This is a genomic window from Sorangium sp. So ce375 (assembly GCF_051473855.1).
GTDB lineage: Bacteria > Myxococcota_A > Polyangia > Polyangiales > Polyangiaceae > Sorangium.
This window is the reverse complement of sequence record NZ_CP150335.1, coordinates 12,783,259-12,809,133: the sequence shown is the minus strand read 5'-3', so window position 1 is coordinate 12,809,133 and position 25,875 is coordinate 12,783,259. Positions and strand designations below refer to the sequence as shown.

Genomic DNA, 25,875 nt, shown 5'->3' with positions numbered 1-25,875 from the left:
CGCGTGAGCGACGGGCCGGTGCCGACCCGTCGCTGAGATCTGAGCCCCCGGCCCCCGGAGGAGGAGCCGAAGGCCCTTCGCCGGCGAGCGCCGCGTCGCGGGCCCGCTGGACAGCAGCGTACCCCCGGTCGGCGGCCACGCGCCCCTCAAAAAGGAGGCGCCACGGCGCGCTCACCGGGGAGCCGCATCCTTGCAGCAACGAAACCCTTGCTCGTAGCCGTAGTCCTCTTCCTTGTGGAACCCCACCGTCGGGCGGCAGCGGCCGCGCATGGGGCCCCACCAGCCGCCCTTCAACCCGCTCCGCTCCGGCGACTTGTGGCCCGGCCGGACGACCCACTCGTTGATGTTGCCGTTGAGATCGTAGGCGCCGAACGGCGATACACACGCCGGCATCGAGCCCACAGGCACGCGCTGATCGAGCCGCTCGAGCTCCGCCTTGCACTTGGGGTGCCGCATGCACCGCTCGTAGTGGTAGAGCGTCACCTCGCGCTGGCGAAACGGCCGGTCGATGTTGCACTTTGTCGCGTCGCGGACGTAGCCGTACGTGTACGGGAGCATCTCCTCGCCCTCGCAGGCGAAGTTGAACTCGTCCTCGGTGCAGAGGCGCTTGCCGGCGCCCTCGCACGCCTTGACGGCCTGCCGCCACGAGACGAGCACCGCCGGGAGCTCGCCCTTCCTGTTGGGCCACTCGTACCGGTCGACGCAGAACCGCATCGGCGCGCGCTTCTTCGAGAGGCACTCGCTCGGCCGCCTGTACTCGAGGCACCGCTCGCTGACGCTGGTCGGGCCCTCCGCCTCGCTGTAGGACGACGCCCCCCGCCGCTCCCGGTCCTTCTCGTACTCCTTGTGGTGCTTCAGGCAGATCTGCTCGACCACGGGGCAGTAGTCGCCTTCGACGAGGACCATGTCGTCCGGGCACCCCTCGGAGCTGCCGGGAAGCCCGCCGTCCGGCAAGCCGCCGTCCGGCGAGCCGCCGTCGGCCGCCGCCGCTGCGTCCGGCTCCACCGCGCTCGGCGCCGCGGCGTCCGGCTCCACCGCGCTCGGCGCCGCGGCGTCCGCTGCCGCAGCGTCCGGCTCCGACGCAGCGTCCGGTCCCGCCGCGAAGCACGCCAGCTCCGCGCCGGCATCCAGCGGCTCCGCCGCGGTGTACAGCAGCTCCGCCCCGGCGGAAGGCGGCTCCTCCGAGACGGCGCCGGGTGATGCTGGCTCTACCTCGGCCGCCGCGCCGGCGCGCTCGGGCCCTCCGGTGGGCGCGGCGTCGGCCGGTGCGGGGTGCGGGCTGTCGCAGGCGAGGATCGCGGCCGAGAGGCCGCACAGGAAGGCGAGGCTGGCCGCGCAGGGCCCGCTCGGGGCCCTGCGCCGTCGAGGTGGCGCGACCGGCGGCGCGGCGCGACGAGGGCGCCGGCTCATCGGCCGGGGGCGGGGATGACCTTGAGCGGCACCCGGGTCCCGCCGCGATCCACCTCGATCTCGACCTCGCGCCCCGGCTCGAGATCGCCGAGCGCGAACATGAAGTCGTGGATGTTGGTGACGGCGTGCGCGCCGATGCGCACGATGACGTCCCCCGCCTGCATCCCGGAGCGGGAGGCGGGCGCGTCGGGCCGCACGCCCGTGAGCTTCACGCCGGGCCCCTGGTACGCGTAGTCCGGCAGGGTGCCGAGCGACGCCCGGAAGCCGCCGCGCATGCTGCGGTGCGGGTCGGCGGGCGGGTCGGTGAAGGCGAGCCGCGCGTCGCGCCGCGACAGGGCGAGCGCCATCCGCGCCGCGAGCACCGAGCACCGCGAGACGCCCGCGGCGTTGATCTTGTCCGCGGTGTCGCTCGGCCGGTGGTAGTCCTCGTGGACGCCCGTGAACAGGAAGGCGATCGGGACGCGCGACGCGGTGAACGACGAGTGATCGCTCGCGCCGAAGCCCTCGACGCCGAACTGGAGCGCGAGGCCGAGCCCCTGGGCGGCGCCGTCCACGATCGGCTTCCAGTCGGGCGAGGTGCCCAGGCCGTCGACGAGGAGCTTGTCGCCCCGCATCCGGCCGACCATGTCGGCGTTGATCATCGCCACGACCGGCTTCATCCCCGCGAGCGGCGCCGGCGGGTGATCGACGAAGTGGCGCGAGCCGATGGTGCCGAGCTCCTCGGCGCCGAACGCGATGAACAGGAGGTTCCGGGCCGGCCGCTCGGGGAGCGAGGCGAACCGCCGCGCCACCTCGAGCAGCATCGCGGTCCCCGAGGCGTTGTCGTCGGCGCCCGGGTGGACGGCGTGCACGCCGGGCGCGCGTGAGAACGACGTGCCCCCGTAGCCGAGGTGATCGTAGTGAGCACCGACGACGATGTACTCGCCGGCGTAGGGCGAGCCGTCCCGCGCCGGGAGCAGGCCGATCACGTTCGACGCCGGCGCCGTCCGCGCGGTGACGTTGGTCGTGATCTCGACGGTGCTGCCGGCGAGCGGCTTCGGCGCAGCGGCCTTTGTCGCTGCCGGCTTCACGGCCGCGGGCTTCGCCGCGGCAGGCGCCGCGTCCGCCGGCTTCGCCGGCGGCGCGAGCCCGGCCGCCGGGAAGAGCGCGCGGGCCGCGGAGCGCGTGAGCACCACGGCCGGGATCCCCATGCTCGCCGCGTCGTCCGGCAGCCGCGGGAGCTCGTCGCCCGCCGCGACAAGGATCACCCCGGCGGCCTTGTGCTCGCGGGCGGTGCGGAGCTTGTATCGGACGCTGCCGAAGTCGCGAAGCGCGTCCGCCGGCCGCGGGGACGGCGCATGATGAGGATCGGCCGCCGCTCCACCGTGCGCGCCAGCAGGCGCCGCGCCTCCGTGCGCGCCCGCAGGCGCCGCTCCTCCGTGCGCGCCAGCAGGCGCCGCTCCTCCGTGCGCGTCAGCAGGCGCCGCGCCTCCGTGCGCGCCAGCAGGCGCCGCTCCTCCGTGCGCGCCAGCAGGCGCCGCGCCTCCGTGCGCGCCAGCAGGCACCGCTCCACCTGGGCCGTCGGCCAGCGTGGGCACGCCGTCGAGCACGATCGCGATCTTCCCCTCGATGTCCTTGCCGCCGTAGTCGTCCCAGGAGAGCGCCGGCGCGGTCACTCCATGGCCGACGAGCACCGCGGCCCCCGACACCGTGCCGCTCGCGCTCCCGTCGGCCGTGACCAGCTTGCCGGCCTCGACGCCCTGCTTCCGGCCCGCGCGCTGCACCGCGAGCGCCGCGGGCGCCACGTCGGCGCCGACCCGCGCGTCGAACACCTGCCGGTACGCCTTCGGGTCGCTCCCCGGCCCGCCCAGCGGCGAGAGCTTGAGCTCGGCGAACCGGCGCGCGATGAACTCGGCCGCCAGATCGGCGCCGGGCTCGCCCGTGCCGCGCCCCGCGAGCTCGGGCGACGCGAGGTACGCGACGTCCGCCGCGATCCGCGCCTCCGCGGCGGGATCGACGTCGATCGAGGCCGGCGCGGCGGGCGCCGCGGCGGCCGCCGGCTTCGACGCCGGCGGCGCGGCGGGCTGTTGAGGCGGCGCGGCCGGCGGAGCGCACGCCGCGACCGCGGCGAGCAGGCCGGCGACCAGGCCGCGGCGAAGACCTCGCGCGCAGAGCGGCGACGGCGAGGCCGCCGCGTGCCTCGCGCTCACCACGGCGACGCCTTCTGCGCCGCGCGGACCAGCTCGAGCGCGCGGCGGCCGATGTACTCCTCCACGTCGGCGGGCGCGATGTGGCGGTCCTTCGCGAAGTCGAACTCGCGCGGCTTGCCGTCGCCGAAGGTCACCCGGACGATCGCGGAGTCCCGCAGGAGCTCCAGCGAGAGGCTGAACTCGCCGAACGCGAGGCGGTGCTTGTCCGGCTCCTGGGAGAGCACGATGGGCTGCCCCTTCTCCCGCAGCCTCTCGTGCGCGAACTTCAGCGACTCGGCCCCCAGCGACACGGCCGACTCCGCGGCCGCGAGCGCCTCGGCGACCCGCTTCTTGTGCCGCGCGAGCTCCTCTGCCTCGCGCTCCGCCTTCGATTTCACGGCCTCGATGAGCTCATCACGCCAGGTCGCCACAGTGCACCTCGGCGCGAACACTCTTCCGAAACGTGCGTTTTGTCCAGCCCGACACGCGCCGGTCACCCGGCCACCCGGGCCAGCCCGACCCGCGCCGGACACGCAACCGGCCGCGCTGCCAGCACAAAAACAGGAAGCCCGGGAGCCCTGGAGAGGACGACCTCTCCTCGAGCGCTCCCGGGCTGCCTGCCCCTGGCGCGCGCGGGCCGCGCGCCGCGGCTCCGCGCGCCGCTACTGCACGTCGGAGCCCGCGGCCTTCGCCGGGGCGAACTTGCTCAGGTCCTCGGCCACGGTGGCCTTCGGGTTCATGAGCTCGTGGAACGCGCGCTTCGCGAGCGCGCCGGTCTCGCCCTGCTCGTGCCGCAGGGCCATGAGCATGCCCTTCTCCTTCATGAACTTGAGCGTATCGATCGCGCCCTTCTTCTGCGCGCCGTCGCCGCTCTTCGCCGCCTGGTAGAGCCGGTAGCGCAGCACGACGCGGGTCTCCGAGTGCGGGCCGTTGTCGTACTTCAGGTTGTCGAACTGGGCCTGGAGCCGCTGCCGCGCCCACTCCTGCGGCGCGTCGGCGACCTTCACCCGCGTGACCGCCTCGGCGTTGGCGACGTACCGGTAGAGGTTGCCGCGCTTGAAGTCCTCGTCCGACCAGTAGCCGAAGGCGCGGTAGTAGTGGTCCTTCAGGTCGTCCAGCGCGCTCTTGTCGAAGTCGGCGTACATCGCGACCGTCCGCGCCGCGGTGTCGCTCGTGCCGCCGAGGATGAGCGCGAGCGCCGCCGCGTTCCGGACCTCGACGTCCTTGAGCTTCTCGAAGAGCTGCCCCTGCACCGCCTCGTCGAAGCCGCCGATGCCGATGGCGCGCGCGATGGCCATGCGCACCCCGGGCTCGACGTCGGCCGCGAGGAGCGGCACGAGGTCGGCGGCCGCGCCGGGCACCGGCCGGAGCGCGAGCGACGACGCGTAGCACGCGCCGATGAGCTGCTTGCGCGGCTCCTTCTTGCTCGCGAACTCCTTCGCCTTCTTCGCGATCTCGACCATCGTCTTGTCGTCGGCGCACCAGGCGATCGCCTCGCAGGCGGCCTGGCGGGCCTCCTCGTGCCACATCTCGTCCTCGACGAGCTTCGTCAGCTTCTCCACCGCGCGCGGGTCGCCCCACTCGGCGAGCCCCTGCGACGCGCCGTAGGCGACCGCGCGGAGCGCCATCCCCAGCATCGCGAGCCCAGCGCCCTGGAGCCCGTCCTGGGTGATGTCCATCTTCGGATCCTTCTTCCGGTTGAACTGGTCGAGGAGCTTCGGATAGGAGGGCTCGTCCTTCATGCGCCCGATGTACCGGAGCGCGCTCTGCGCGGTCTCGAAGGCCGCGGGGAACGGCGGCAGCTGCCCCTCCTTGGGGAGCGGGTCCGTCGGGAAGGCCCAGTCGCGCATGTCCTTCAGGATCTTCTCGGAGCGGACCGTGGCGAGGAAGCGCAGGCCGTTCGCGTGCGGCTGCGGGCGATCCTTGAGCCACAGGATGACCGGCGCCTCGGCCGCGGCCTTGAGCTCGGCGGCCTTGTCGGTGTGGATCGTGGCGAGATCGGCGAGCATGCGGGCGCCGACGACGCGCGGCAGATCGGTGCGCGACAGGTGCCCGCCCTCGTCCGCCTCCCAGAACTTCTCGACCTTGTAGAGCTTGAGCGGGTCGGCCAGCATTCGCTCGCCGATGTACTTGGCGCCGCGGATGTCGCCGATCTCGGCGAGCCGCGTCCCCGCCTCGCCCTGCCAGTGCAGCGGCGGCTTCTTGGCCTCGATCCACTTCACGAGCGGGTCGGCGGACCGCGGATCCGCGAGCTCGCGCAGCATCTCCATGATCTGCTTCGTCTGGAACCAGGTCGTCTCCTCGGGATCCTGCTTCACGCTGTCGAGGGCGAGGACGAGCCCCTCGCCGCCGATGCCGTCGCGCAGCGCCTCGAGGAAGCGCTGGCGGCTGGCCTTGTCGGCGTTCGACAGCGCCTCGAGGAGCGGGGCGCGCGCCGTCTCGTCGCCGATCCGCCCGAGGCCGTTCGCGGCCTCGCGCGCGACCTCGACGTCCTTGTCCTTCACGAGCGTGATCAGCGAGCTCGTCCACTTGGGCTCGGCGTTGCGCGACAGGACCGTCGCGACGAGCTGCCGCACCGACGAGCTCTCGTCGGTCGCGAGCTTCGAGAGCTCCTCGAGCGACACGAGGCCGGCGAGCTTCTCGGGGTCGAAGGCGATGCCGCCGCCGAGCCGCTCGACCTTCGAGAGGAACCCCTTCCTGTACTGGTCCATCGCGTCCTTGAACGCGGCGGGCTCCTTGAGCTCGACGAGGGCCCACACGATCTGGGGCCGGTCGCTCTCGTCCGCGACCTTGAGCGCCTCGAGCAGCGCGTGCTTGGCGCCGTCGGCCTTGGGCGAGCCGTAGTAGGCGAGCACCTGCGCGGCGACGCCCTTCACGCGGTGGTCGGGGAGCGCGAGCGCGTTCTGCGCGTGCGTGACGCCCTCGGGATCGTCGGCCCACGCGAGCTGCATGAGGGCCTCCTGCTGGAGCGACAGCTCGGCGCTCGCGGCGGCCCATTTGCGCCACAGGGGCAGCTGGTCCTTCTTGGGCAGGACGAAGATGTTCTTCTTCTCCTTGGAGACGGCGTCGACCGTCATCTTCTGGCTGTCCGCCTTGACGCCGAACCAGATGGCGCCCGCGGCGCCGAGCGCGACGAGGAGGCCGACCACGATCGACACGGGGCTGAACCGGCCGCGCTTGAAGTTGCCGTCGTCCGCGAAGCCGCCGCCGCCGGCGGGCGCCGGCGGGGCTCCGGGCAGGTCGTTGTCATCGGGGGGCCACTTGGCCGCCCATTTGGCCGGAAGGGGACCCGGCGGCGGGCGCCGTCCGCGCGGCCCCGCGGGATTCTCTCGTGAAAGATTCGGACGATCGAGCATGGTTCCTCCAGCGCGCGGGCGACGACGTGACCCGAACGGCGGTGGCATCGCGCGGCGTGCCGCGCTGCGCCCCCGACCCCTCCCGGCGGCGGCGGCGTCGCGCGGCGAGCCGCGCTGCGCCCCCGCCCCCGGGCCAGGCGGCGAAGCGCCCGGCCGGTCGAGGCGCCGGACCGTACCAGAGCCGCTCGGACGTAGGCCCAAAGATTTGCTATGAAGCCCAGGGCCCGTATGGCCGAACCCGAGTCCAATTCCGGCAAGATTCTCTATCCTGCAGTCGCGTTGCTCATCGCCCTGAGCGCGCTCTTTGGGCTTGTGATCCTGCCGCGCCTCGCGCCCGGGGTCGGGGGCATGGTCGGCACGGAGGCCCCCGACGTGACGCTGCCGGTCGCGGCCAACGGCGATCCCGGCGCGCGCATGCAGATCGCCGAGCTGAAGGGCCAGCCGGTGATCCTGGACTTCTGGGCGACATGGTGCGGGCCCTGCGCGGTCCAGGCCCCGATCCTCGACCGGATCGCGCGCCGGTACCAGAAGAAGGGGCTCGTGGTGCTCGGCGTCAACGTGGACGACCCGCCCGACGTGGCCAGCCAGTACGCCCTCAAGAAGGGCCTGTCGTATCCCATCCTCATCGACGCCGCGAAGGAGGCCTCGGGCCGTTACGGGGTCGACAAGCTGCCGAGCCTCGTGGTGATCGACCGGCAGGGCAAGGTCGCGGCCTACCTGACGGGCGTCGTCGACGAGGCGAGCCTCTCCGAGATCGTCGCGGCCGCCCTCTGATCTCGCGCCACGTGCCCCTCTCGCGCCGCGTGCCTCGCTCGCTCCACGTGCCTCCTTCGCTCCCCGTGCCTCGCTCGCTCCACGTGCTTCTCTCGCGCCACGTGCGTCCTCCCTCCCGTCCCTTGCGCCTCGCGCTCGCGGCGCTCGCCGCCGCCGCGCCGGCCTGCTCCCGCGGCGACGCCGATCGCGGCCGCGACGCCGGCGGCGCGCCGCCGCCTGCCAGCGCCTCCGCCCCGTCGGCCGGCCCGGCGGCCTCCGCCACGGCGGCGCCTGCCCCTCCGGCCTCTGGCGACGCCGGCGCCCCCACCGCGGCCGGCGGCGACGCTGGCGCGCCCGGGACGTTCGGGGATCCGATGGCGACCCACTACGAGGCGCGCGAGGATCTGGTGCGGCTCTTCTCGCTGAAGGAGTTCTCGGAGCGAGAGCGGAAGTTCAAGAACCCCGAGCTCTTCCTGGAGAAGAACTTCGGCGGCGGCTCCCCTGCCCGGCTCAACCAGGGCAACAAGGAGCTCGCGCGGCACACGCGCTCGAAGGAGCAGTGCCTGGAGGGCCTCCGTGGCGTCGTCCTCCAGACGGAGGAGCAGCGCGCCCGCTGCGGCGGCCAGGAGAACATGGTGCCCGTGTACAAGCGCGGGAAGCCGGCGTCGGCCGAGTTCTGCATCGACATCTTCGAGTTCCCCAACAAGCCGTGCGAGCTGCCGATGGTGTGGGCGAGCCCGACGCAGGCGGCGACCGTCTGCAGCCTGCAGGGCAAGCGCCTCTGCACCGAGGACGAGTGGAGCCTCGCGTGCCGCGGCGATCCGGGGGGCGGCAAGCCGAGGACGTACGCGTATGGCGACGAGCTCGATCTCGCCGTCTGCCACACGCAGACCCCGCACCGCGACGTCGAGGGCAAGCCGTGCGACGGCGACACCGCGCGCTCGGCCTACCAGACCTGCGCGACCGACACCGAGCCCGCGGGGTCCTACCCCGCGTGCCGCTCGCGGTTCGGCGTCTTCGATCAGCACGGCAACGTGGCCGAGATCATGACCCGCCGCGACCGCGACGACGGCAAGCTGTACAGCCAGCTCAAGGGGAGCGCCTGGTTCTACGTCGAGGTCGCCCGCGAGCACGACGCCCCGAGGCCGAAGGGCCGGGAGACCTACCCCGATCACTGCGCCTACAGCCCGCGGTGGCACGTCGAGCCGATGGAGGACGCGTGGCACGCGAACTACCACCTGGGCTTCCGGTGCTGCAAGACGATCCGCTGAGGTGCCACGCCCGGCGCGCGCGGCTGGCTCGCGCGTGCACGGGCGGGTACCCTTCCCCGCGATGCAAGCGCTGGCGCCTCGTGCCCGGATCGCCCGCGGCAAGTCCGGTGAGGGCCGCTGGGAGATCGCGACGCGTCCCCCGGCGCCGCACCTCCGCCCCTACATCCGCGACTACAGCGGCTACACGGAGGAGGCGCCTGGACCGCTGCGGCGGCGAGAGCTCCCGGCGCCGCAGATCGTCGTGATCATCGAGCTCGGGCCGCCGCTGCGCGTGTTCGACGCGGGGAGCGATCGCCGTCATTCCTCGCACCGCGGCGGCTTCGTCGCGGGCCTCGACGACACCTTCACCCTCACCGAGCACGACGGCTTCCAGCGCGGGCTCCAGGTGAACCTCACCCCCATCGGCGCGCGGCTCTTCTTCGGCGTGCCCATGGCGGAGCTGACCGGGCGCGTGATCTCCGTGCGCGATCTGCTCCCCAGGGAGCACGCCCGGCTGGCGGAGCGCCTCGAGGAGCTCCCGACCTGGGACGCGCGCTTCGACCTGATCGAGCGGGCGCTCGGCGAGCGCGTGGCCGAGGCGCGGATCGAGGTCGGCGTGGTCTCGTGGGCGTTCCGCCGGATCGAGGAGCGCGGGGGCGCGGTCGACATGCGCGCCCTCGCGCGCGAGCTCGGCTACAGCCAGAAGCACGTGATCGATCTGTTCCGCGAGCACGTCGGCGTTCCCCCCAAGCTCCTCGCGCGGCTCGTGCGCTTCGACCGGCTGGTGCGGCACCTCAAGACGGGCGCCACGGGGACGTGGGCGGAGCTCGCGCAGCGGTTCGGCTACTACGACCAGGCGCACCTCGCGCGCGACGTGAAGCAGTTCAGCGGGACGACCCCGACGAAGGCGCGAGCGGCGCTGATCGACGTCGCCGGCATGAGCCCCTGATCCCTCGTTGCCCGAGCGACGTGACGCTGAGCGGTCCGCACGGTGCCTCGGAAGCCCCGCGTGGCGAGCTCGCGAAACAACAGGGGTGGGTCACGACACGCTGCGATCCGTGACATGTCACGCCGCGGCCCGTGACATGTCACGCCGCGATCCAGGACATGTCACGGCGCAACCCGTGACATGCCGCAGAGGAATGAGCCGCACTTCACGGCGGACGACCCATGCCCCGGCGAGTGGAACGCGACGGTTCGAGAAAGCAAGCGTCCTCTGCGCCCGGCACATGGCTTGCTCTGAGCCTCCGAGCGAGCCCCAGCAGCAGCGGGGTCACGCTGCGCAGGGAGCCAGCGCTTTACGGTCGAGAAGGAGAAATCCAGAGATGCGATCCGCGAATCTTATCATCGCAAGCGCCATCACCTTGGCAATACCTATGCTTTGTTGGGAACGGGATGCCCACGCTCAAGAGGTGGGGATGAGCGATCTCCCCGAGGGCTGCATCGACGACCTTCGAGCAGGCACGTTGCCGATCGATCGCGATCTCGGCACGCTGTCCAGCGGCAATTCCTCGTACTCAGTCTTCGGGTTCAACGGCTCGGAGTGCTATGGCTACAGCTGGTTCAAGTTCAAGAACGGCTCGAACGAAAAGCTCATGACGCCCCAGTACGGCCTGAACGTGAATTCGTCGGCATGGGACTGCAATCACACGGCGCTCACGTGGGGTCTTTATTTCAGAGTTACGCTCCCATTTAGCTCACCGGGCCCCTGGCTCTTCGCCACCGGGGGCAACAGTTATGGAAGCCTCATAGGCTCAACCTGCGTTTACACTCCAGCGAACTTCCCGGGCGGATCTGGAGTAACGATCGCCAACATTCCCGTCAACCCTGCCGGTACATCGATAGAGTATCGGCTCGGCATCAGGGCATGGCAACACGACGATGTGGGCTTGGGCCATCCGGGAACGTGGTGTGGGGGCTCATCGGAGTGCAATCACAACCCCGTGGTGACGTTCTCCGACGCCCTATAGGGTTGCGGCTCATCCATCTCGTCTTCGCGCCCGGGCCAAGGCGGCGCCGAGCACCGCCCCGAGCGCGGCGCCCAGCAACAGGCCGAGCCGGCCCGTCGCCTCGTATCCCCGGAGCCCCCCTGATTCGAAATCGGTCGCGAAGTTGCCCCCGAAGAGCGCCCCCAGGAGCAGCCCCACGGTAGCTCCCACCGCGGCTCCGAGCACTGCGCCCATGACCAGCCGACTCACCTGTCCCATGGCGAGGAGCCTAGCGCCTCCGGGGTCCGGAGCGGAAGGCGCCCCGCCGCATGTCCGGTGGCCCCGCGCGAGCGCGCGCCAATGGCCCGCCATCGTCTCGCACGCACGGCCAATCCGTCGTTGAGCGACGCGGTAGGCGCGAGGTAAACTATTTACAATACCCCCGGCGTCGCGCGCCCCAACGTATGCATCGAAGGTGCGAACACACCCCCATGATCTCTTCCGACGACTTTCGAAAGCTCGCGCTGTCGCTGCCCGAGGCCGAGGAGCAGGACCACTTTGGCAAGCCGTCGTTCCGCGTGCGAGGGAAGATCTTCGCGACCCACTGGGTGGAGCAGGAGGGCGCCGTCCTGAAGCTGTCCCTGGACGAGCAGGACAGCCTGGTGCAAGCGCAGCCTGACGTCTTCTCGGTGACGCCGTGGGGCCACCAGGGCTGGACGCGGGTGGAGCTCCGTCGCGTCGACCGGACGCTCCTGGAAGAGCTGCTCGTGGGCGCCTGGCGTCGCGTGGCGCCGAAGCGCGTGGTCGCGGAGCGGGATGCCGGCCGCAGCGGGGAGCCTGCAACGCCTCCGGGCTCTCCCTCACGCCCGCGGAAGCGCCAGCGCGCGACCTGACGGTGACGGGGCGCCAAGACGCGCGGCCGGAGAGCGCCTCGGCCGCGCGCGGGGAAGCTCGCGCCGGAGGCCGCTGTCCATTTTCTCTCCACGAGGAAGAAAAATTGAACGGCGACCGTAGTGTGTTCACGCTCGCGTGCCTGCCCGGTCGACGGCGCAGCTCGCTCGCCTCCTTCGGCGGAGCCGTCCTGGAGCGACGCGCGGGCACTCAGGTGAACATTCTCGATGAGGGAGCGCTCGATGACACGGATGAAGCTTCTTGGATTGCTGATGGCTGGGCTCGCGCTCGTGGCGTGCGGCGATGACGAGGGGAGCGGCCCCGGTGGCGAGACGGGCAACGGGAGCGAGCTCGACGGCAAGCAGCTCGGCCAGCTGACGGCCGCAGAGTCCGAGCAGGTGTGCGCGGACATCGCACGCTCGACAAAGGTCTCGAAGGAGGATGCGTGCGAGCTCACCGGGATAGGCCTTAGCGTCCTCGGAGGAGACTGCGAGGCCGTCAAGGCGGAGTGCGTCAGCTCTCCGGACGAGCCTGAGGAGGTCCTCTCCTGCGACACATCGAAGTTCGCGGGGTGTACCGCGACGGTCGCGGAGGCCAAGGCCTGTACGACCGCCAGCGCTGAGTCCATGAAAGCGCTCACGTGTGCATCGGGCCTCGAGGACCTCTTGCAGCAGCCCGCGGCGTGCGCGGCCATCAACGAGAAGTGCCCCGCGCTCTTCGAAGAGGAGGCGACCGACGGCGAGGCCCCCTGAGGGCTCGTGAGGTCGCCCCCCCGGCCCGCGTCAGCGCGCCGCCTCGCGCCGATGCTTTCGGTCGCCGAGCGCGAGCGTCGAGCTGTCGGGCGCGCCGCTGACGAAGAACCTGTCCCGAAACTCAACCCGGAAGGTCTCGGCACCCCTCGGGGCTGCTGAAACTCAGCCCGGAAGGTCTCGACGCCCCTCGGGATAGCGGAGCGGGCCAGAAGACCGCCTCGCCAGCCCCACCTAGCCACCCCTCCCATGCCTGCCCCCCCGGCGCGGGCCGGTGCCGGGCCACGCCCAGCATCGTCGGCCACGGGCAGTGCCGCGCGTGGCCAGGCCCAGGGCGATGGCAGGGTCCCTACATCCGAGCACCTGCGCGACCCGCCCCCGGGACGCGCGCCGGCCGAACATGCCGGACCTTGACAGGTGACCATTTGGTAACATATCAAGGAGGTGACGGACGACGATCGCGTCTTCAAGGCGCTGGCCGATCCCACCCGGCGCTCCCTCCTCGACCGGCTCTTCGCGCGTGACGGCCTGACGCTCACGGAGCTCGAGTCCGAGCTCGAGATGTCGCGGTTCGGCGTGATGAAGCACCTTCGGGTGCTCGAAGCCGCGGGGCTCGTCGTCACGGTTCGATCAGGCCGAAAGAAGCTTCACTACCTGAACCCGGTCCCCATCCGCCAAATCCACGATCGCTGGATCGACAAGTACACCGAGGGGCGCCTCTCGGCGCTCGTGGATCTGAAGAACCAACTGGAGAAGAACGATGACGACGAAGAGTGAGAAGCCTGTCCACGTCTACCGGGTCCACATCAAGGCGACGCCCCAGGCCGTCTGGGATGCGATCACGAAGCCCGAGTGGATCGAGAGATACGGTTACTGCGCCCGCGCGGAGTACGATCTGCGCCCCGGCGGCAAATACCAGGCGTTCGCGAACACGGAGATGGCCAAGCACGGCGGCCCCAACGTGATCATCGATGGAGAGGTCATCGAGGCCGACCCTCCGCGAAAGCTCGTTCAGACGTGGCGCATCCTCTGGGATCCCGAGATGAAGGCCGAGGGGTTCAGGCGACTCACGTGGGAGATCGAGGTGAGCCCCTACGGCATCACGTCGCTGACCGTGACCCACGAGGTCGGCGATGCGCCGAAGACGGCTGCCATCACCTCGGGCGAGATCAAGGAGGCCGGCGGCGGCTGGAGCTACATCCTGAGCGATCTGAAGACGCTGCTCGAGACAGGCAAGACGCTGTCGGCGGCGTGAGGCCCCCACCCGGCCGTGCGCGGGGCTCCTCCCGTGTCTTCGGGGCGACGCGGCCCTCGGCCGGCGCTCGGCCGGCGCTCTATCGGTCGATCTCGGGCGCCACGACGTCGAAGCTCGCGATGAGCGCCACGAGGTCGGCCAAAAACAGCCCGGGGCTCTTGGCCTCGATCATCGCCATCGCGGTGAAGCTCCCTGTCCGGAACCGCGCCCGGTACGCCTCCTCCGCGCCCCGCCCGATGACGTAACAGCCCATGTCGCCGCGGGCGCTCTCGATGCGAGCGTAGGCCTCCCCGTCAGGCCTCATCTTCTTCGGCAGCTTGCCCAGGATGTCGTCCTCCGGGTGCTCGTCGATCTTGTCGAGCGCCTGCCGGAGGATCTTCGCCGACTCGCGGCACTCCTCGACCCGGACGTAGAACCGGTCCCAGCAGTCTCCCACCGTCCCGTAGCGCCCGCGGCCCACGGGCACGTCGAACTCGAGCTCCGGATAGACCGAGTAGGCGTCCTCCTTGCGGAGATCCCACTTCACGCCGGACGCGCGCAGGTTGGGGCCGACGAGACCCCAGTCCTTCGCCTCCTCGGCCGTGACCACGGCGACGTTGGCGAGGCGCTTGATGAAGATGTCGTTCAGGCTGACGAGCCGGTCGAACTCGACCATGATCGGCTCGAAGCGGTCGAGCCAGCACCTCACCTTGTCGGCCCACCCCTTCGGCAGGTCGAACGAGACGCCGCCGATGCGGTGGTAATTGAAGGTGAGCCGCGCGCCGCACAGCTCCTCGATGAAGTCGTTGATGTACTCCCGCTCTCGCAGCGCCCACGGAAAGGGGGTGACCGCGCCGACGTCCATCGCCATCGCGCCGAGCGCGATCATGTGGCTCCCGATCCGGTTGAGCTCGCAGGAGATGACGCGGAGGTACTGCGCCCTCTTCGGCACCTCGATGCCCATCAGCTTCTCGCAGGCGCTCGCCCAGGCCTCGTTCGCGAACATCGCCGCGATGTAGTCGACGCGATCGGTGTACGGCATGAAGCCGCTGTACGTGCAGCGCTCGCCGATCTTCTCGATGCTCCGGTGCAGGTAGCCGACGTCCGGCACCGCCTTCCGGATGATCTCGCCGTCCGTCGAGATGACGAAGCGGAGCACGCCGTGGGTCGACGGGTGATGAGGCCCCATGTTGAGGGTCATCTCGTCGTCCATCTCGGCGCCCGGGCCCGCGCCCCCGCGGTCGACGCTGAAGATGACCTGGCTCATGACGCCTCCGCGTCCTTCTTCGGGAGCTTGATCTTGAAGAGCTCGACGGGGTTCGGCCGCTGCGTCGGGATGCCGTGGTACTCGGCCTTCTCCTGCCAGTCCTTGCGGAGCGGGTGCCCCTCCCAGTCGTCGGGCAGGAGCAGGCGGCGGAGATCCGGGTGCCCCTCGAAGCGCACGCCGAGCAGGTCGAAGCACTCCCGCTCCTGCCAGTTCGCCGCCGACCACACGTCGACGAGCGTCGGCACCGCCGGGCCCTCCCTGTCGAGGAACGCCTTGAGGACGACCCGGTGCTTCTTCGCGTACGAGTAGATGTGATAGACGACGACGATCTTCTTGAGATCGGGATAGTCGACCCCGGTGATGCACTCCAGGTAATCGAAATCGAGCTCGGGCGCCTCGCGGAGGAGACGGCACACGGGCTCGATCTTCGCGGGCGCGACCTGGAACCAGGCGTCGCGATCCTTCGGGGACACGGGGTGGAGGTCGAAGACCGCGTCTTCGCCGAGCTTCGCCTGGAGCGCCTGGAAGATCTCTTCGGGTGACATGGCAGGTGCGCGGGAGGAGAGGGGCTCAGCCGCCCGTGGCGCCGCGGCGGCCGAGGGCGCGCTCGCTCTTGATCTTCTCCTGGATCTTCAGGAGCCCTTCGAGCAGCGCCTCGGGGCGCGGGGGGCAGCCGGGCACGTAGACGTCGACCGGGATGATCTGATCCACGCCCTTGCAGACCGAGTAGGCGTACTGGAAGAGGCCGCCGCAGTTCGAGCAGCTGCCCATCGAGATGACGAAGCGGGGCTCGGACATCTGGTCGTAGAGGCGCCTCACGCGGGTCGCCATCTTGTAGGTCAGCGTCCCCGCGATGATGAACAGGTCGCTCGACCGGGGGCTCGGCCGCGGCGCGGCCCCGAAGCGCTCGAGATCGCCGCGGGGGCCGCCGGTCTGCATGAGCTCGATGGCGCAGCAGGCGAGGCCGAAGAGCATGTACCAGACGCTGTTCGACCGCCCCCAGTTGAGCAGCCAGTTGACGGTCTGATCGACGCTCGTCGTGATGACGCCGCCGCCGTCGCTCTCGTACTTCGCCTCCCACCCGCGGGGCGGGGCCATCAGGTTCAGATTCGATGTCATGACTCGACACCTCCCTCGGCGACCGCCGCCTGCCCCGGGAGGCCCGGCGGCGCGCCTTCGCGCTCGCCCGCGAGCGGAGCGCGCGGCCGGGCCCGGCTGCTCACGTTCTGAGCCCCGCGCGGATCTCCCTTGATGGCGCGGATCCAGTTCAAGTCGCCCTTCACCCAGACATAGGCGAAGCCGAGCATCAGGATGGCCACGAAGAGGAAGATCTCGATCAGCGCGAAGAGCCCGCTGCCCTGGTCCACCCAGCGCCTGAACACCGCCGCGACCGGGTAGATGAACGCTATCTCGACGTCGAAGATGATGTAGACGAGCGCGATGATGTAAAAACGCGGGTTGAAGTTGAACCACGCGGGCCCGACAGGCGCCTCCCCGCACTCGTACGTCTCGATCTTCTCGGCGTACATGTTGTTGGGGCGCAGCAGCTTCCCGAACAGCAGAGAGCCGAGCATGAAGCCGATCGCCACCAGAAAGAACGCGGCAACGCTGGCGTAGGCCATCAACATCGGGCGGAACCTCGCTCGGCTCGGCCCCCTCGTCCCAGGCGAGAGGGGGTCGAATCCAGGGGGATTATGTAGGTGAAAAGCTGAACCGCGGCAAGCCGGCAGACCCTGGCATCGTTGGTACCGCGCGCCGCGCGCCGCGCGCCGCTGCTCGGGATCGACAGGACGCGTCGGGCTGCGGTATCGGTCGGACGTGGGTCTCGTGGACGTGACGGTGCTCGCGGCCGTGGAGGGGGCGGCGCAGGCGCTGCCCATCTCGGCCAGCGGGCACGCCGCGGCGGCCCGGCTCTGGCTCCGCGTGGCCGAGGGCGACGCCTGGGTCGGCGCGGCGCAGGCGCTCGGGGCGGCCTTGGCGCTCACGCTCGCCGTGCGGCAGAGGCTCTCTCGTGCGTTCGGCGAGGGCGCCCGGGCGCTCGCGAGGCCGTCGCTCTTCAGGGCGTCGCCGCCGGCGCGCGACGCGGCGCGGCTCGCGCTCGGCGCCGCCGCGAGCCTGATCGTCGCGGCGGCGCTCCGGTCGCACGCCGCGCCGTGGCGGGACGCGCCGCTCGCGGTGGGGCTCGGCCTGCTCGCCACCGGCGCGGCGCTCGCGAGCACCGCGCTCGCTCCGCGGCGCGACGGCCGCGACGAGGCCGACGCGCCGTCGCTCGCCGGGACGATCGCGGCAGGCGCGGCGCACGGGGTCGCGGCGCTGCCGGGCGCGTCGCGGGTCGGGGCGGCGCTCGTCGTGCTGCTCTGGCTCGGCGTCCGTCCCGCGCGCGCCGTCGAGCTCGCGCTCGCGATCAGCATCCCCGCGCTGCTCGCCTCGGGGCTCGCCGAGGCGCGCGCGTTCCACGGCCCGGCGCCAGGAGCGGGCGCCGTGACGTCGAGCCTGCTCGCGGCCTTCCTCAGCGCCGCCGCGGCGGCCGCCGCGCTCCACTTCCTCGCCGAGCGGCGGCGCACCGGGGCGCTCTCGCTGTGGGTCGTCCCCCTCGGCCTCGCGATGGTGGCCTACGCGCGCGCGCTGCCCGGCCTCGTCTGAGCGGCCCTCGGCGGACGCACCACAACCGTGCGACCCTCTTCGACGTCGAAACCTCCGAGGAGCGCCGATGACCCCGACCGACCCCTCCATCCATGTCCTGATCCTCGCCGGCGGCGCGGGCACGCGCTTCTGGCCGGCGTCGCGCGCCGCGCGCCCGAAGCAGCTCTTGCCGCTGCTCGGCGGCGAGCCGCTCCTCGCAGCGACGGCGCGCCGCGTGCTCCCGCTGTGCGCCCGCGGGGGGCGCGCCGGCTGGGAGCGCGTCTGGATCGCGACCGGCCAGCACCTCGCCTCGCCCACCCGCGCGGCGCTGCCGGAGATCTCCGAGCGGCGCCTGCTCGTCGAGCCAGCGCCGCGCAACACGGCGCCGTGCATCGGCTGGGCGGCCGCCACCATCGCGCGCGAGGACCCCGAGGCGGTCGTCGTCGTGCTCCCGAGCGACCACCACATCGCCGACGTGCCGCGGTTCCTCGAGGCGCTGGAGGCCGCGGTCGCCTCGGCCCGGGGCGGCGCGATCACGACGATCGGCGTGCGCCCGACGCACCCGGAGACGGGCTTCGGCTACATCGAGGTGGACGAGGCCGCCGGCGCGGAGGGCGCGGCGCCCGCGGAGCCCCGCCGCGTGCGGCGCTTCGTCGAGAAGCCGAGCCGCGAGCGCGCCGCGGAGTTCGTGGCGAGCGGCCGCTTCCTCTGGAACGCGGGGATGTTCATCTTCCGCGCGGGCGACATGCTGGCGGCGATCCGCGCCCACCTGCCGGCGCTCGCCGAGGGGCTCGACGAGATCGACGGCGCCGCCGCGCTGGGCCCGGGCGCCGAGGCGGAGGCCGTCCTGCGGGTGTTCCCTCGCCTGCCGGCGGTCAGCATCGATCACGGCGTGATGGAGCACGTGGGCGGCCTCGCCGTGGTGCCCGGCGATTTCGGCTGGAGCGACGTGGGCAGCTGGCAGAGCGCCTGGGAGCTCGCCGACAAGGACGAGCGGGGCAACAGCGCGCCCGCGGGGTCGGTGCTGATCGACGCGCACGGCAACCACGTGGTCGATCTGCGCGCGCGCGCGGCGGGCGCCGCGCGCGCCGCGCCGGACGATGGCCGGGTGATCGCGCTCGTCGGTGTGGAGGGGCTCGTGGTGGTCGAGACCGACGACGCGCTGCTCATCGTCCCGCGCGATCGGGCCCAGGAGGTGAAGCTCGCGGTCGACGCCCTGAAGGCGCGGGGGCAGGGCCGGTACACGTAAGCGCGCTACTCGCGCGGCGGCTCGCGCCTCGCCACCGCCCGCGCGTAGATCTCCCGCCGCGGTAGCCCGAGCTCCACCGAGAGCTCCTCGGCGATGTGCTTCGCCCGCCTCCCCTGGGCGAGCTCCCGATCGATGCGCGCGTCGAGCTCCTCGTCGCTCGGGCGCGCGCCAAGAGCGGCCGGCGCCGCGGGCGCGAGCACGAGCGTGATCTCCCCGAGCCACTCGCGCTCGATCGCCGCGAGCTCCTCCACGCTGCCGCTCAGGATCTCCTCGTGCACCTTGGTCAGCTCGCGCGCGACGACGGCGCGCCGCCCGGGCATCCGCTCGGCGAGCTCGGCGAGCGTCTCGCGGAAGCGCCGCGGCGACTCGAACAGCACGACCGCCTCGGGCGTCGACGTGACCAGCGCCAGCACCTCGCGCCGCTCGCGCCCGCCGCGCGGCAGGAACCCGACGAAGCGGAAGCCACCCGTCACCAGCCCCGACACGCTCACCGCCACCATCACCGCGCTCGGCCCGGGGATCGCCACGACGCGCGCCCCGGCCTCGGTGGCCGCGCGCACGAGCGCGGTCCCCGGATCGCTCACGACCGGCGTGCCGGCGTCCGTCATGAAGGCGATCGACTCGCCCTCTGCGAGCCGCGCGGCCGCGCGCGCCGCGTCCGCCTCGGAGGCGTGCGCGTCGAACCGGTCGACCGGCTTGCCCGAGACGCCGAGGTGGCCGAGGAGCGCCCGGGCCCGCCGCGTGTCCTCCGCGAGGATCCGGTCCGCCCCGCGCAGCGTCTCGACCGCGCGCAGCGTGATGTCGCCGAGGTTGCCGATCGGCGTCGCCATCACGTAGAGGCACCCGCGGCCCTTCGCGCCGCCCTGCTCGCCGCCGCTCGACAAGGCCTAATCCGCCTCGACGGCGTCGCCGAGCTCCTCCTGGAGGTACGTCCGCAGCTTGGACTGGAGCCGCGCCTCGAGCTGGCGCACGCGCTCGCGCGAGATGCCGAACTCGTTGCCGAGCTCCTGGAGCGTGAGCGGATCCTCCGCGGCCATGCGCTTGTCGAAGATGATCACGTCCTTGCCCTTCAGCGTCTCGCGGAACTTCGAGAGCCGATCGTGGACGAGCATGCCCATCTCGCTCGCCTCGTACGCGGTGTCCGGGCTCGCCCCCGACGAGACGAGCAGCTCGACGCGCGGGATCGTCCGGCCCTCGAGATCGCCGACCGGGGCGTCGAGCGAGGCCTCGCCGCTCGCGAGGCGGCGGTCCATGTCGACCACCTCCTTCTCCTCGACCGACAGGCGCTTCGCGATCTCCGCCGCCGTGGGCTCGATGCCCATCGCCGAGAGCTTCGCCTTCTCCTTGTTGAGGTTGAAGAAGAGCTTCCGCTGCGCCTGCGTCGTGCCGAGCTTCACGAGGCGCCAGTTGTTGAGGATGAAGCGGAGGATGTACGCGCGGATCCACCAGGCCGCGTAGGAGGAGAGCTTGACGCCGCGGTACGGGTCGTAGCGCTTCACGGCCTGCATCAGGCCGATGTTCCCCTCCTGGATGAGGTCCATGATGTTCTTGTAGGCGCGCCGGTACTCGTACGCGAGCTTGACCACGAGCCGCAGGTTCGCCGTCACGAGCCGCGCGGCGGTCGCGACGTCCTGCGTCTTCGTGTACTTGATCGTCAGCTCCTTCTCCTCGTCCGGCGTGAGCAGCGCGTGGCGCTGCACCTCGCGCAGGTAGGCCTGCAGCGGGTCCGTGCGCGACAGCGCGACGTCCCCGCCGCCGCGGCCCTCGCCGCGGCCCTCGCCGCCGCTGGCCCGCGCGGAGCGCGGGAGCTCGATGTCGTTCAGATCGAGGTTCGCGTCTTCGATCACCTCGCCGACGACCTCGACGACGTCGCCCTCGTCGACGTCGCCCGTCCTCGCGGCGCCGCTCTCGGGGGCGCCGTCCGCCTCGTCGTCGTCCTCGCGCGGCCCCTCGTCCTCGCTCGACGCGGGCTGCGCCTCGCCGCGCGCGCGCCCGCCGTCCTTCGCGGAGGAGCGCGCGCGGCGCTTCGCGGCGGGCCGGGGGGCCGCGTCCGCGCCGGGCCGGAGCTCCGCGCCTTCCTCCTCCGCTCCGGCCTGGGACCCCGCCTTCGCCACCCCATCGGGCTGGGGCGCTCCGGTCCCCTTCGTTCGCTTCGCTCGCGGCTCGCTCTTGCTCTTCGCCACCAGGACCTCGTCCTCGAAGTTCTAGTACAGCCCCGCCGCACCGCGCCACCTGTGCCGGCGCGCAGGCGCGTGGGCGCTTCGCGATTCGGAGGCTACCCGCTCCGAGATCCGCAGGTAAGGAAGACAGCGCGCGAGATCGGAGAACGTGCTACACGCCTGCCTTCTCCACGTGGACTCGCACCGCCCTCCGCGCCCGCGCTCGCTGCGCCCCTGGTACCTGGTGGCCACCATGCTGCTCACCTGGCTCATCGGCGTGCGCGGCTTCATGGCGGGGTGCGGGACGGCCATGTACCTGCGCGCCGGCATGGCGCCCGACGTCATGGCCGTGGCCGAGCAAGCGCGCGACCAGGGGGATCCGTTCCAGTTCACCTTCCTCGTGCTCGAAGCCGCCCAGGCGCGCGCGCTGAGCCTGTACCAGGACGTCTCCTTCCCCCTCAGCATCGGGAAGCTGCTCCTCGGCGGGCTGCTCGTCGTCGCGAGCGGGCTGGCGCTCGGCGGGCGGCCCGGCACGCGCGGCTTCGTGCTCCAGGTCCTGTGCGCCAACCTGGCCTTCGCCGCGGTCGAGTACGTGCTCACCCGGGGCGTCCGCGGCGCCTGGATCGACATGCTCGCGCAGGCGGGGGCGCTCCTTCCGCCGGACATCCCCGAGCGCGCGGGCCTCACGAACCCCGCCCTCTGGTGGACCGCCGAGCGGGTGCGCTTCGTGATCTTCGAGCTGGCCGTCCTGGGCTCCGCCGCGCTGGCGATGACGCGGGAGCGCACCAAGATGTACTTCCAGGCGGTCGCCCGGACGGTCGACCCCGGCGACGAGCCATGAGCACCGCAGAGAGGATCCCCGGCGCGGATCCTCGATCGAGCCCCGCCCTGGTCGAGGAGCGGAGGGTCGCCATCCTCCCGGATGACCTCGCCAACCAGATCGCGGCGGGCGAGGTGGTCGAGCGGCCGGCGAGCGTCGTGAAGGAGCTCGTCGAGAACGCGCTCGACGCGGGCGCGCGCCGCATCCGCGTCGACATCGAGGGGGGCGGCGTCGGCCTTGTGCGCGTCGCGGACGACGGGCGCGGGATGAGCCGCGAGGACGCCTCGCTCGCGGTGCTCCGCCACGCGACGAGCAAGATCGCCCGGCTCGACGATCTCCGCAGCATCCAGAGCTTCGGCTTCCGCGGCGAGGCGCTCCCCAGCATCGCCTCGGTGAGCCGCTTCTCGCTGCGGACGCGGCGCGACAGCGAGGCCGAGGGGACGGAGATCCGCGTCGAGGGCGGCGGCCCCGCGCAGGCCATCCCCTGCGGGTGCGCCGCCGGCACCGTGGTCGAGGTGCGCGACCTCTTCTACAACGTCCCCGCGCGGCGCAAGTTCCTGCGCGCCGTCGGCACGGAGTCGGCGCACGTCACCGAGATCGCGCAGGCGGTCGCGCTCGGCGAGCCGGGCGTGACGCTGGTCCTCTCGCGCGACGGGCGGGTCGCTCGGGAGTGGCTGCGCGCCTCGAGCCGCGCGGAGCGGGCGCGGGCCATGCTCACGGGCGAGGAGCTCGCGACGTGCGCCGGGCAGCGGGGGCCGCTCACGGTCGAGGCGTTCGTGTCGCGGCCGGAGCGCGCCCGCTCGGGCGCCGGCTGGCTGTGGATGTTCGTGAACGGCCGGCACGTGCGCGACCGCTCGCTCGCGCGCTCGATCGCGCTCGCCTACGGCAGCGTCCTCGAGCCGGGCCGGTACCCCATCGGCGCCGTGTTCATCGATCTGCCCGCCGAGCTCGTGGACGTGAACGTCCACCCTCAGAAGGCCGAGGTCCGCTTCGCCGACGGCCGCGCCGTGGCCGACGCGCTCTACAAGATCGTCGCCGCGCAGGTGGCCGCGGCCTTCGGCCTGCCCGCGCCGGCCCCCGGCGGCTTCCAGGGCCGCAAGGGCAAGCTCTTCGAGGACGCGGCGCCGCCGCCGGGAGACGCCTGGGTCTGGTCGAGCGGCCCCGCCGCGGGGCCGACCGCGGGGGGCGCGCCGGCCGAGCGGCAGGGGCCGCCGGCCGATCCGTGGGGCCTCGGCGGCGACCTCGGCGGGGCCCCGCCGGCGCGCGCGGACGCCGCGCAGGCCGCGCCGACCGGGCCAGACCCGCAGGCGCAGCTCGGGGCGTGGGCCGACATGGCGGCGCTCGATCTACCGGCGCGCGGCGGGCCGGACGTGCCGCCGGCGCCCGCGCCGGGGTCGCCGCCCGCCCCCTATCCGGATCTACCGACGCGCAGCGGGCCGGTGCTCGCCGCGGCCGAGCGCGTGATCGCCTGGAGGTCGCTGCGCTTCCTCGCCCAGGTGCGCAACACCTTCTTCGTGTGCGAGGGGCCGGACGGGATCTACTTCCTCGATCAACACGCGGCGGCGGAGCGCGTGACCTTCCATCGGCTGCGCGCGTCGTACGACGGGCGCGACGTCGCGACGCAGAAGCTGCTCTTCCCGGTGATCGTCCAGGCGGCCCCCGCGGAGGTGTCGCTCATCGAGGAGGCGCAGGAGGCGATCGCGCGGCTCGGGCTCGACGTGCGCCCCGCGGGCGCGGCGCAGCTCGCCGTGCACGCGGTGCCGACGCTCCTCCGCCGCGCGGCGCCCGAGCGCCTCGTGCGCGACCTCGTGGACGAGCTGAGCCACTCGGGCGAGCGCGCCTTCTCGGGCGCGGTGGACCTCGCGCTGGCGACGATGGCCTGCCACGGCTCGCTGCGCGCGGGCGACCCGGTGGCCGCGGAGGAGGCGCGGGCGCTGCTCGCGGCGCTCGACGAGGTCGACTTCGCCGGCCACTGCCCGCACGGCCGGCCCATCGTGATGCGCGTCGGCTGGCCGGAGCTGGAGCACCGCGTGGGGAGGCGGTGATCGAGGCCGCGCACGAGCTCGCCGCGGACGCGACCGCCGCGCCGCCGTCGTGGGAGACGATCGCGCCGCCGGCGCCGGGCGAGCTGCTCGTCGTGGTCGGCCCGACGGCGAGCGGCAAGACCGAGCTCGCCATCCGGCTCGCCGAGCGCCTCGGCGGCGAGGTGGTGAACGCCGACAGCGTGCAGATCTACCGGGAGTTCGACCTCGGCTCGGGGAAGCCGACGACCGCGGAGCGGGCGCGCGCGCCGCACCACCTTGTCGACGCGGTCGATCCGCTGCAGGCGATCGACGCCCAGCGCTTCGCGGAGCTCGCGGAGGCGGCGATCGACGACATCCGCGGCCGCGGCCGGGTCCCCGTCGTCTGCGGCGGCACGTTCCTCTGGGTGAAGGCGCTCGTCTTCGGCCTGTCGCCCGCGCCGCCCGCCGATCCCGAGGTGCGCGCGCGCCACCGCGAGATCGCCGACGCCGAGGGGCGCGCCGCGCTCCACGCGCGCCTCGCCGCGGTGGATCCGGAGAGCGCGGCCCGGCTCGCGCCGAACGACCTCGTGCGCGTCAGCCGGGCGCTGGAGATCTACGAGCGCTCGGGCCGGACGCAGAGCGCGTGGCACGCGGAGCACGGCTTCCGGGAGCGACGGCACGCGGCGCGCCTGCTCGCGGTGCACAGGGACCGCGCCGAGCTCGACCGCCGCATCGAGGCCCGCGTCGCCGGGTGGCTGGAGCAGGGCTGGGTGGAGGAGGTCCGCTCGCTGCTCTCCCGCGGCTACGGCGACGCGCGGGCGATGGGCTCGGTCGGCTACCGGCAGGTGCGGGAGCACCTGGAAGGGCGCCTGCCGGCCGGCGAGCTCGCGCCGGCCATCGTGCGCGCCACGCGGACCTTCGTGCGGCGTCAGCGCACCTGGCTGAGGGACGAGGCGGTCGCGTACGTCGCGCTCTCATGATCCGAAAAATAGAATAATTACGGCATATTGCACCCAACCCGCCGCCGCCGGCGCGGCGCGGCGCGGCGGGGCCGGCGCTCATGCGCCCTCGCCGCCCTTCCTGCCGCTGCCGGGGCGCCAGGCCGTCCTGGCCTGGGAGGCGCGCCACCGGACCTCGCCGTCGCAGCGCGGGCAGCCCGCGGTGGACGGCCGCACCTCCTGGGAGAACGCGACGCGCCCGCAGCGCGCGCAGACGGTCATGTGGCGCTGATAGATGTCCGGACCCGAGAGGATCGCCGCGGCGAAGAGGCTGAGCACGACGTCGCTCAGGAAGTCGCTCCCGCACGGCGCCGGCACCCAGCCTGCGCGGTCGCCCACGCCCGTCACAGACCAGCGGACGCGCGCGCTGTACAGCGCTGCGCGGAGGAACGCGCCGTCGGGGTCGGGGGCCACGAAGTCGAGCAGCGCGCTCCCCACGCGCCGGCGCGCGCCCTCGGTGAGCGCCGCGACCTCCTCGGGCCGCTCGTCCAGCTCGTGGAGCGCCACGGTCTCTGCGCCAGGCTCGCGCACCGCGCGCGGGGGTCTCATCCACCCCGGCGCGATCACGTGCTCGGCGAGCCACGCCCTGAGCTCGTGGGGCTCCCAAGGGCGGGTCGTCACCTGCATGAACTGGAGAGCTCCGGCCAGGCTGGGGCTCGCGAGCATGCGCCCGCGCAGCGCGACGAACGATCGGGCCCGCCCGGAATCGGCTCGGGTGCTCCACCCGAGCCTCCTGGTCGAGGAGCCCGCGGGCGCGGGGCCGGCCACCGGGATCTTCAGGGAATTGCTCATGAGCTCCATGGGGTCTTCCGCCCCGCTGTGCGCCGCGGGGAGCGGCCGGCGAACCGGCGATGTGCGGCGCGTTAAGCGCCCGGCGTGCCAGCCGCCGCGCGGGCCCGGATCTCACCGCAAGCGCGGACAGCGCCCGCAGATACGGCATGTCCGCGCGCGCTGGCGGCGCCGCTGAGGCCTCGAAACCGCCGTTCGGCGAGCGCGGTTGCGGGGTGCAGGCCTCAGC

General features: G+C 72.7%; 25 protein-coding genes. 13 read left to right on the top strand and 12 right to left on the bottom strand.

Translation table 11 applies throughout. The features are described from left to right. Positions 1-171: 171 nt before the first annotated feature. The 4 genes from WME90_RS47680 to WME90_RS47665 form a co-directional block, all read right to left on the bottom strand. A complete protein-coding gene (locus tag WME90_RS47680; RefSeq protein WP_437278769.1) occupies positions 172-1,410 on the bottom strand; it encodes a formylglycine-generating enzyme family protein in 1,239 nt (412 codons plus the stop codon). Then, the gene (locus WME90_RS47675) at positions 1,407-3,599 is read right to left on the bottom strand and encodes a M20/M25/M40 family metallo-hydrolase (RefSeq protein WP_437278768.1); all 2,193 of its coding nucleotides are present in this window, start codon (positions 3,597-3,599) and stop codon (positions 1,407-1,409) included. Before WME90_RS47675 ends, WME90_RS47680 begins: the two co-directional genes overlap by 4 nt. Beyond that, positions 3,596-4,009, bottom strand: a complete 414-nt coding sequence (locus tag WME90_RS47670; RefSeq protein WP_437278767.1) for a hypothetical protein — start codon at positions 4,007-4,009, stop codon at positions 3,596-3,598. The genes WME90_RS47675 and WME90_RS47670 overlap by 4 nt, the downstream gene beginning before the upstream one ends. Before the next feature lie 231 nt (positions 4,010-4,240). Then, entirely contained in the window at positions 4,241-6,934 is a 2,694-nt protein-coding gene (locus WME90_RS47665; RefSeq protein ID WP_437278766.1) for a HEAT repeat domain-containing protein, read from the bottom strand. Between the two features lie 228 nt (positions 6,935-7,162). Between WME90_RS47665 and WME90_RS47660 the strand changes: the two genes are divergently transcribed. The 4 genes from WME90_RS47660 to WME90_RS47645 all read left to right on the top strand — a co-directional run bounded on the left by WME90_RS47660 (position 7,163) and on the right by WME90_RS47645 (position 10,907). Then, positions 7,163-7,708, top strand: a complete 546-nt coding sequence (locus WME90_RS47660) for a TlpA family protein disulfide reductase (protein WP_437278765.1) — start codon at positions 7,163-7,165, stop codon at positions 7,706-7,708. 101 nt (positions 7,709-7,809) lie between these two features. Beyond that, positions 7,810-8,958, top strand: a complete 1,149-nt coding sequence (locus tag WME90_RS47655; RefSeq protein WP_437278764.1) for an SUMF1/EgtB/PvdO family nonheme iron enzyme — start codon at positions 7,810-7,812, stop codon at positions 8,956-8,958. A 61-nt stretch (positions 8,959-9,019) separates the two neighbouring features. Continuing rightward, positions 9,020-9,886 carry a helix-turn-helix domain-containing protein gene (locus WME90_RS47650; protein ID WP_437278763.1) on the top strand — a complete coding sequence of 289 codons (867 nt, stop codon included), beginning with the start codon at positions 9,020-9,022 and terminating at the stop codon, positions 9,884-9,886. Between the two features lie 469 nt (positions 9,887-10,355). Then, positions 10,356-10,907 (top strand): hypothetical protein, encoded by a 552-nt coding sequence (locus tag WME90_RS47645; RefSeq protein ID WP_437278762.1) that lies wholly within the window; start codon positions 10,356-10,358, stop codon positions 10,905-10,907. A gap of 9 nt (positions 10,908-10,916) precedes the next feature. On the opposite strand, the gene WME90_RS47640 is transcribed toward WME90_RS47645, so the two are convergent. Continuing rightward, on the bottom strand, positions 10,917-11,144 hold the full coding sequence (locus WME90_RS47640; protein ID WP_437278761.1) for a hypothetical protein: 228 nt from the start codon (positions 11,142-11,144) through the stop codon (positions 10,917-10,919). A 212-nt stretch (positions 11,145-11,356) separates the two neighbouring features. Between WME90_RS47640 and WME90_RS47635 the strand changes: the two genes are divergently transcribed. The 4 genes from WME90_RS47635 (at position 11,357) to WME90_RS47620 (ending at position 13,760) form a co-directional block, all read left to right on the top strand. Beyond that, positions 11,357-11,758 (top strand): MmcQ/YjbR family DNA-binding protein, encoded by a 402-nt coding sequence (locus WME90_RS47635; protein ID WP_437278760.1) that lies wholly within the window; start codon positions 11,357-11,359, stop codon positions 11,756-11,758. Between the two features lie 240 nt (positions 11,759-11,998). Continuing rightward, positions 11,999-12,508, top strand: coding sequence for a hypothetical protein (locus tag WME90_RS47630; protein ID WP_437278759.1), 510 nt, complete (start codon positions 11,999-12,001; stop codon positions 12,506-12,508). Positions 12,509-12,949: 441 nt separating this feature from the next. Further along, a complete protein-coding gene (locus tag WME90_RS47625) occupies positions 12,950-13,282 on the top strand; it encodes an ArsR/SmtB family transcription factor (protein WP_437278758.1) in 333 nt (110 codons plus the stop codon). After that, positions 13,266-13,760, top strand: coding sequence for an SRPBCC family protein (locus WME90_RS47620; protein ID WP_437278757.1), 495 nt, complete (start codon positions 13,266-13,268; stop codon positions 13,758-13,760). The genes WME90_RS47625 and WME90_RS47620 overlap by 17 nt, the downstream gene beginning before the upstream one ends. Before the next feature lie 79 nt (positions 13,761-13,839). Here the strand turns inward: WME90_RS47620 and WME90_RS47615 are convergent, their stop codons facing one another. From WME90_RS47615 to WME90_RS47600, 4 genes are read right to left on the bottom strand one after another with little or no spacing between them, the layout of a single operon-like run. Next, complete coding sequence (locus WME90_RS47615) at positions 13,840-15,006, bottom strand: NADH-quinone oxidoreductase subunit D (protein ID WP_437278756.1); 1,167 nt, start codon at positions 15,004-15,006, stop codon at positions 13,840-13,842. Continuing rightward, a complete protein-coding gene (locus WME90_RS47610) occupies positions 15,003-15,551 on the bottom strand; it encodes an NADH-quinone oxidoreductase subunit C (RefSeq protein WP_437278755.1) in 549 nt (182 codons plus the stop codon). The genes WME90_RS47615 and WME90_RS47610 overlap by 4 nt, the downstream gene beginning before the upstream one ends. 25 nt (positions 15,552-15,576) lie before the next feature. Beyond that, on the bottom strand, positions 15,577-16,125 hold the full coding sequence (gene nuoB, locus WME90_RS47605; RefSeq protein WP_437278754.1) for an NADH-quinone oxidoreductase subunit NuoB: 549 nt from the start codon (positions 16,123-16,125) through the stop codon (positions 15,577-15,579). Continuing rightward, complete coding sequence (locus WME90_RS47600; RefSeq protein WP_437278753.1) at positions 16,122-16,634, bottom strand: NADH-quinone oxidoreductase subunit A; 513 nt, start codon at positions 16,632-16,634, stop codon at positions 16,122-16,124. Before WME90_RS47600 ends, nuoB begins: the two co-directional genes overlap by 4 nt. A gap of 190 nt (positions 16,635-16,824) precedes the next feature. On the opposite strand from WME90_RS47600, the gene WME90_RS47595 reads away from it, so the two are divergent. Both WME90_RS47595 and WME90_RS47590 read left to right on the top strand, forming a co-directional pair. Beyond that, positions 16,825-17,649: an undecaprenyl-diphosphate phosphatase gene (locus WME90_RS47595; RefSeq protein ID WP_437278752.1), complete on the top strand. Its 825-nt coding sequence runs from the start codon at positions 16,825-16,827 to the stop codon at positions 17,647-17,649. 67 nt (positions 17,650-17,716) lie between these two features. Further along, positions 17,717-18,877: a mannose-1-phosphate guanylyltransferase gene (locus WME90_RS47590; protein WP_437278751.1), complete on the top strand. Its 1,161-nt coding sequence runs from the start codon at positions 17,717-17,719 to the stop codon at positions 18,875-18,877. 5 nt (positions 18,878-18,882) lie between these two features. On the opposite strand, the gene rsmI is transcribed toward WME90_RS47590, so the two are convergent. Further along, the gene (rsmI, locus tag WME90_RS47585; protein WP_437278750.1) at positions 18,883-19,761 is read right to left on the bottom strand and encodes a 16S rRNA (cytidine(1402)-2'-O)-methyltransferase; all 879 of its coding nucleotides are present in this window, start codon (positions 19,759-19,761) and stop codon (positions 18,883-18,885) included. Positions 19,762-19,764: 3 nt separating this feature from the next. After that, entirely contained in the window at positions 19,765-21,060 is a 1,296-nt protein-coding gene (locus WME90_RS47580; RefSeq protein ID WP_437278749.1) for an RNA polymerase factor sigma-32, read from the bottom strand. A 229-nt stretch (positions 21,061-21,289) separates the two neighbouring features. On the opposite strand from WME90_RS47580, the gene WME90_RS47575 reads away from it, so the two are divergent. The 3 genes from WME90_RS47575 to miaA are packed head-to-tail and all read left to right on the top strand — an operon-like array spanning position 21,290 to position 24,839. Beyond that, entirely contained in the window at positions 21,290-21,877 is a 588-nt protein-coding gene (locus tag WME90_RS47575; protein ID WP_437278748.1) for a hypothetical protein, read from the top strand. Continuing rightward, a complete protein-coding gene (mutL, locus tag WME90_RS47570; protein WP_437278747.1) occupies positions 21,874-23,901 on the top strand; it encodes a DNA mismatch repair endonuclease MutL in 2,028 nt (675 codons plus the stop codon). The genes WME90_RS47575 and mutL overlap by 4 nt, the downstream gene beginning before the upstream one ends. Further along, positions 23,898-24,839, top strand: a complete 942-nt coding sequence (gene miaA / locus WME90_RS47565; RefSeq protein WP_437278746.1) for a tRNA (adenosine(37)-N6)-dimethylallyltransferase MiaA — start codon at positions 23,898-23,900, stop codon at positions 24,837-24,839. Before mutL ends, miaA begins: the two co-directional genes overlap by 4 nt. A gap of 78 nt (positions 24,840-24,917) precedes the next feature. On the opposite strand, the gene WME90_RS47560 is transcribed toward miaA, so the two are convergent. Then, entirely contained in the window at positions 24,918-25,649 is a 732-nt protein-coding gene (locus tag WME90_RS47560; RefSeq protein ID WP_437278745.1) for a hypothetical protein, read from the bottom strand. Positions 25,650-25,875 lie beyond the last annotated feature (226 nt).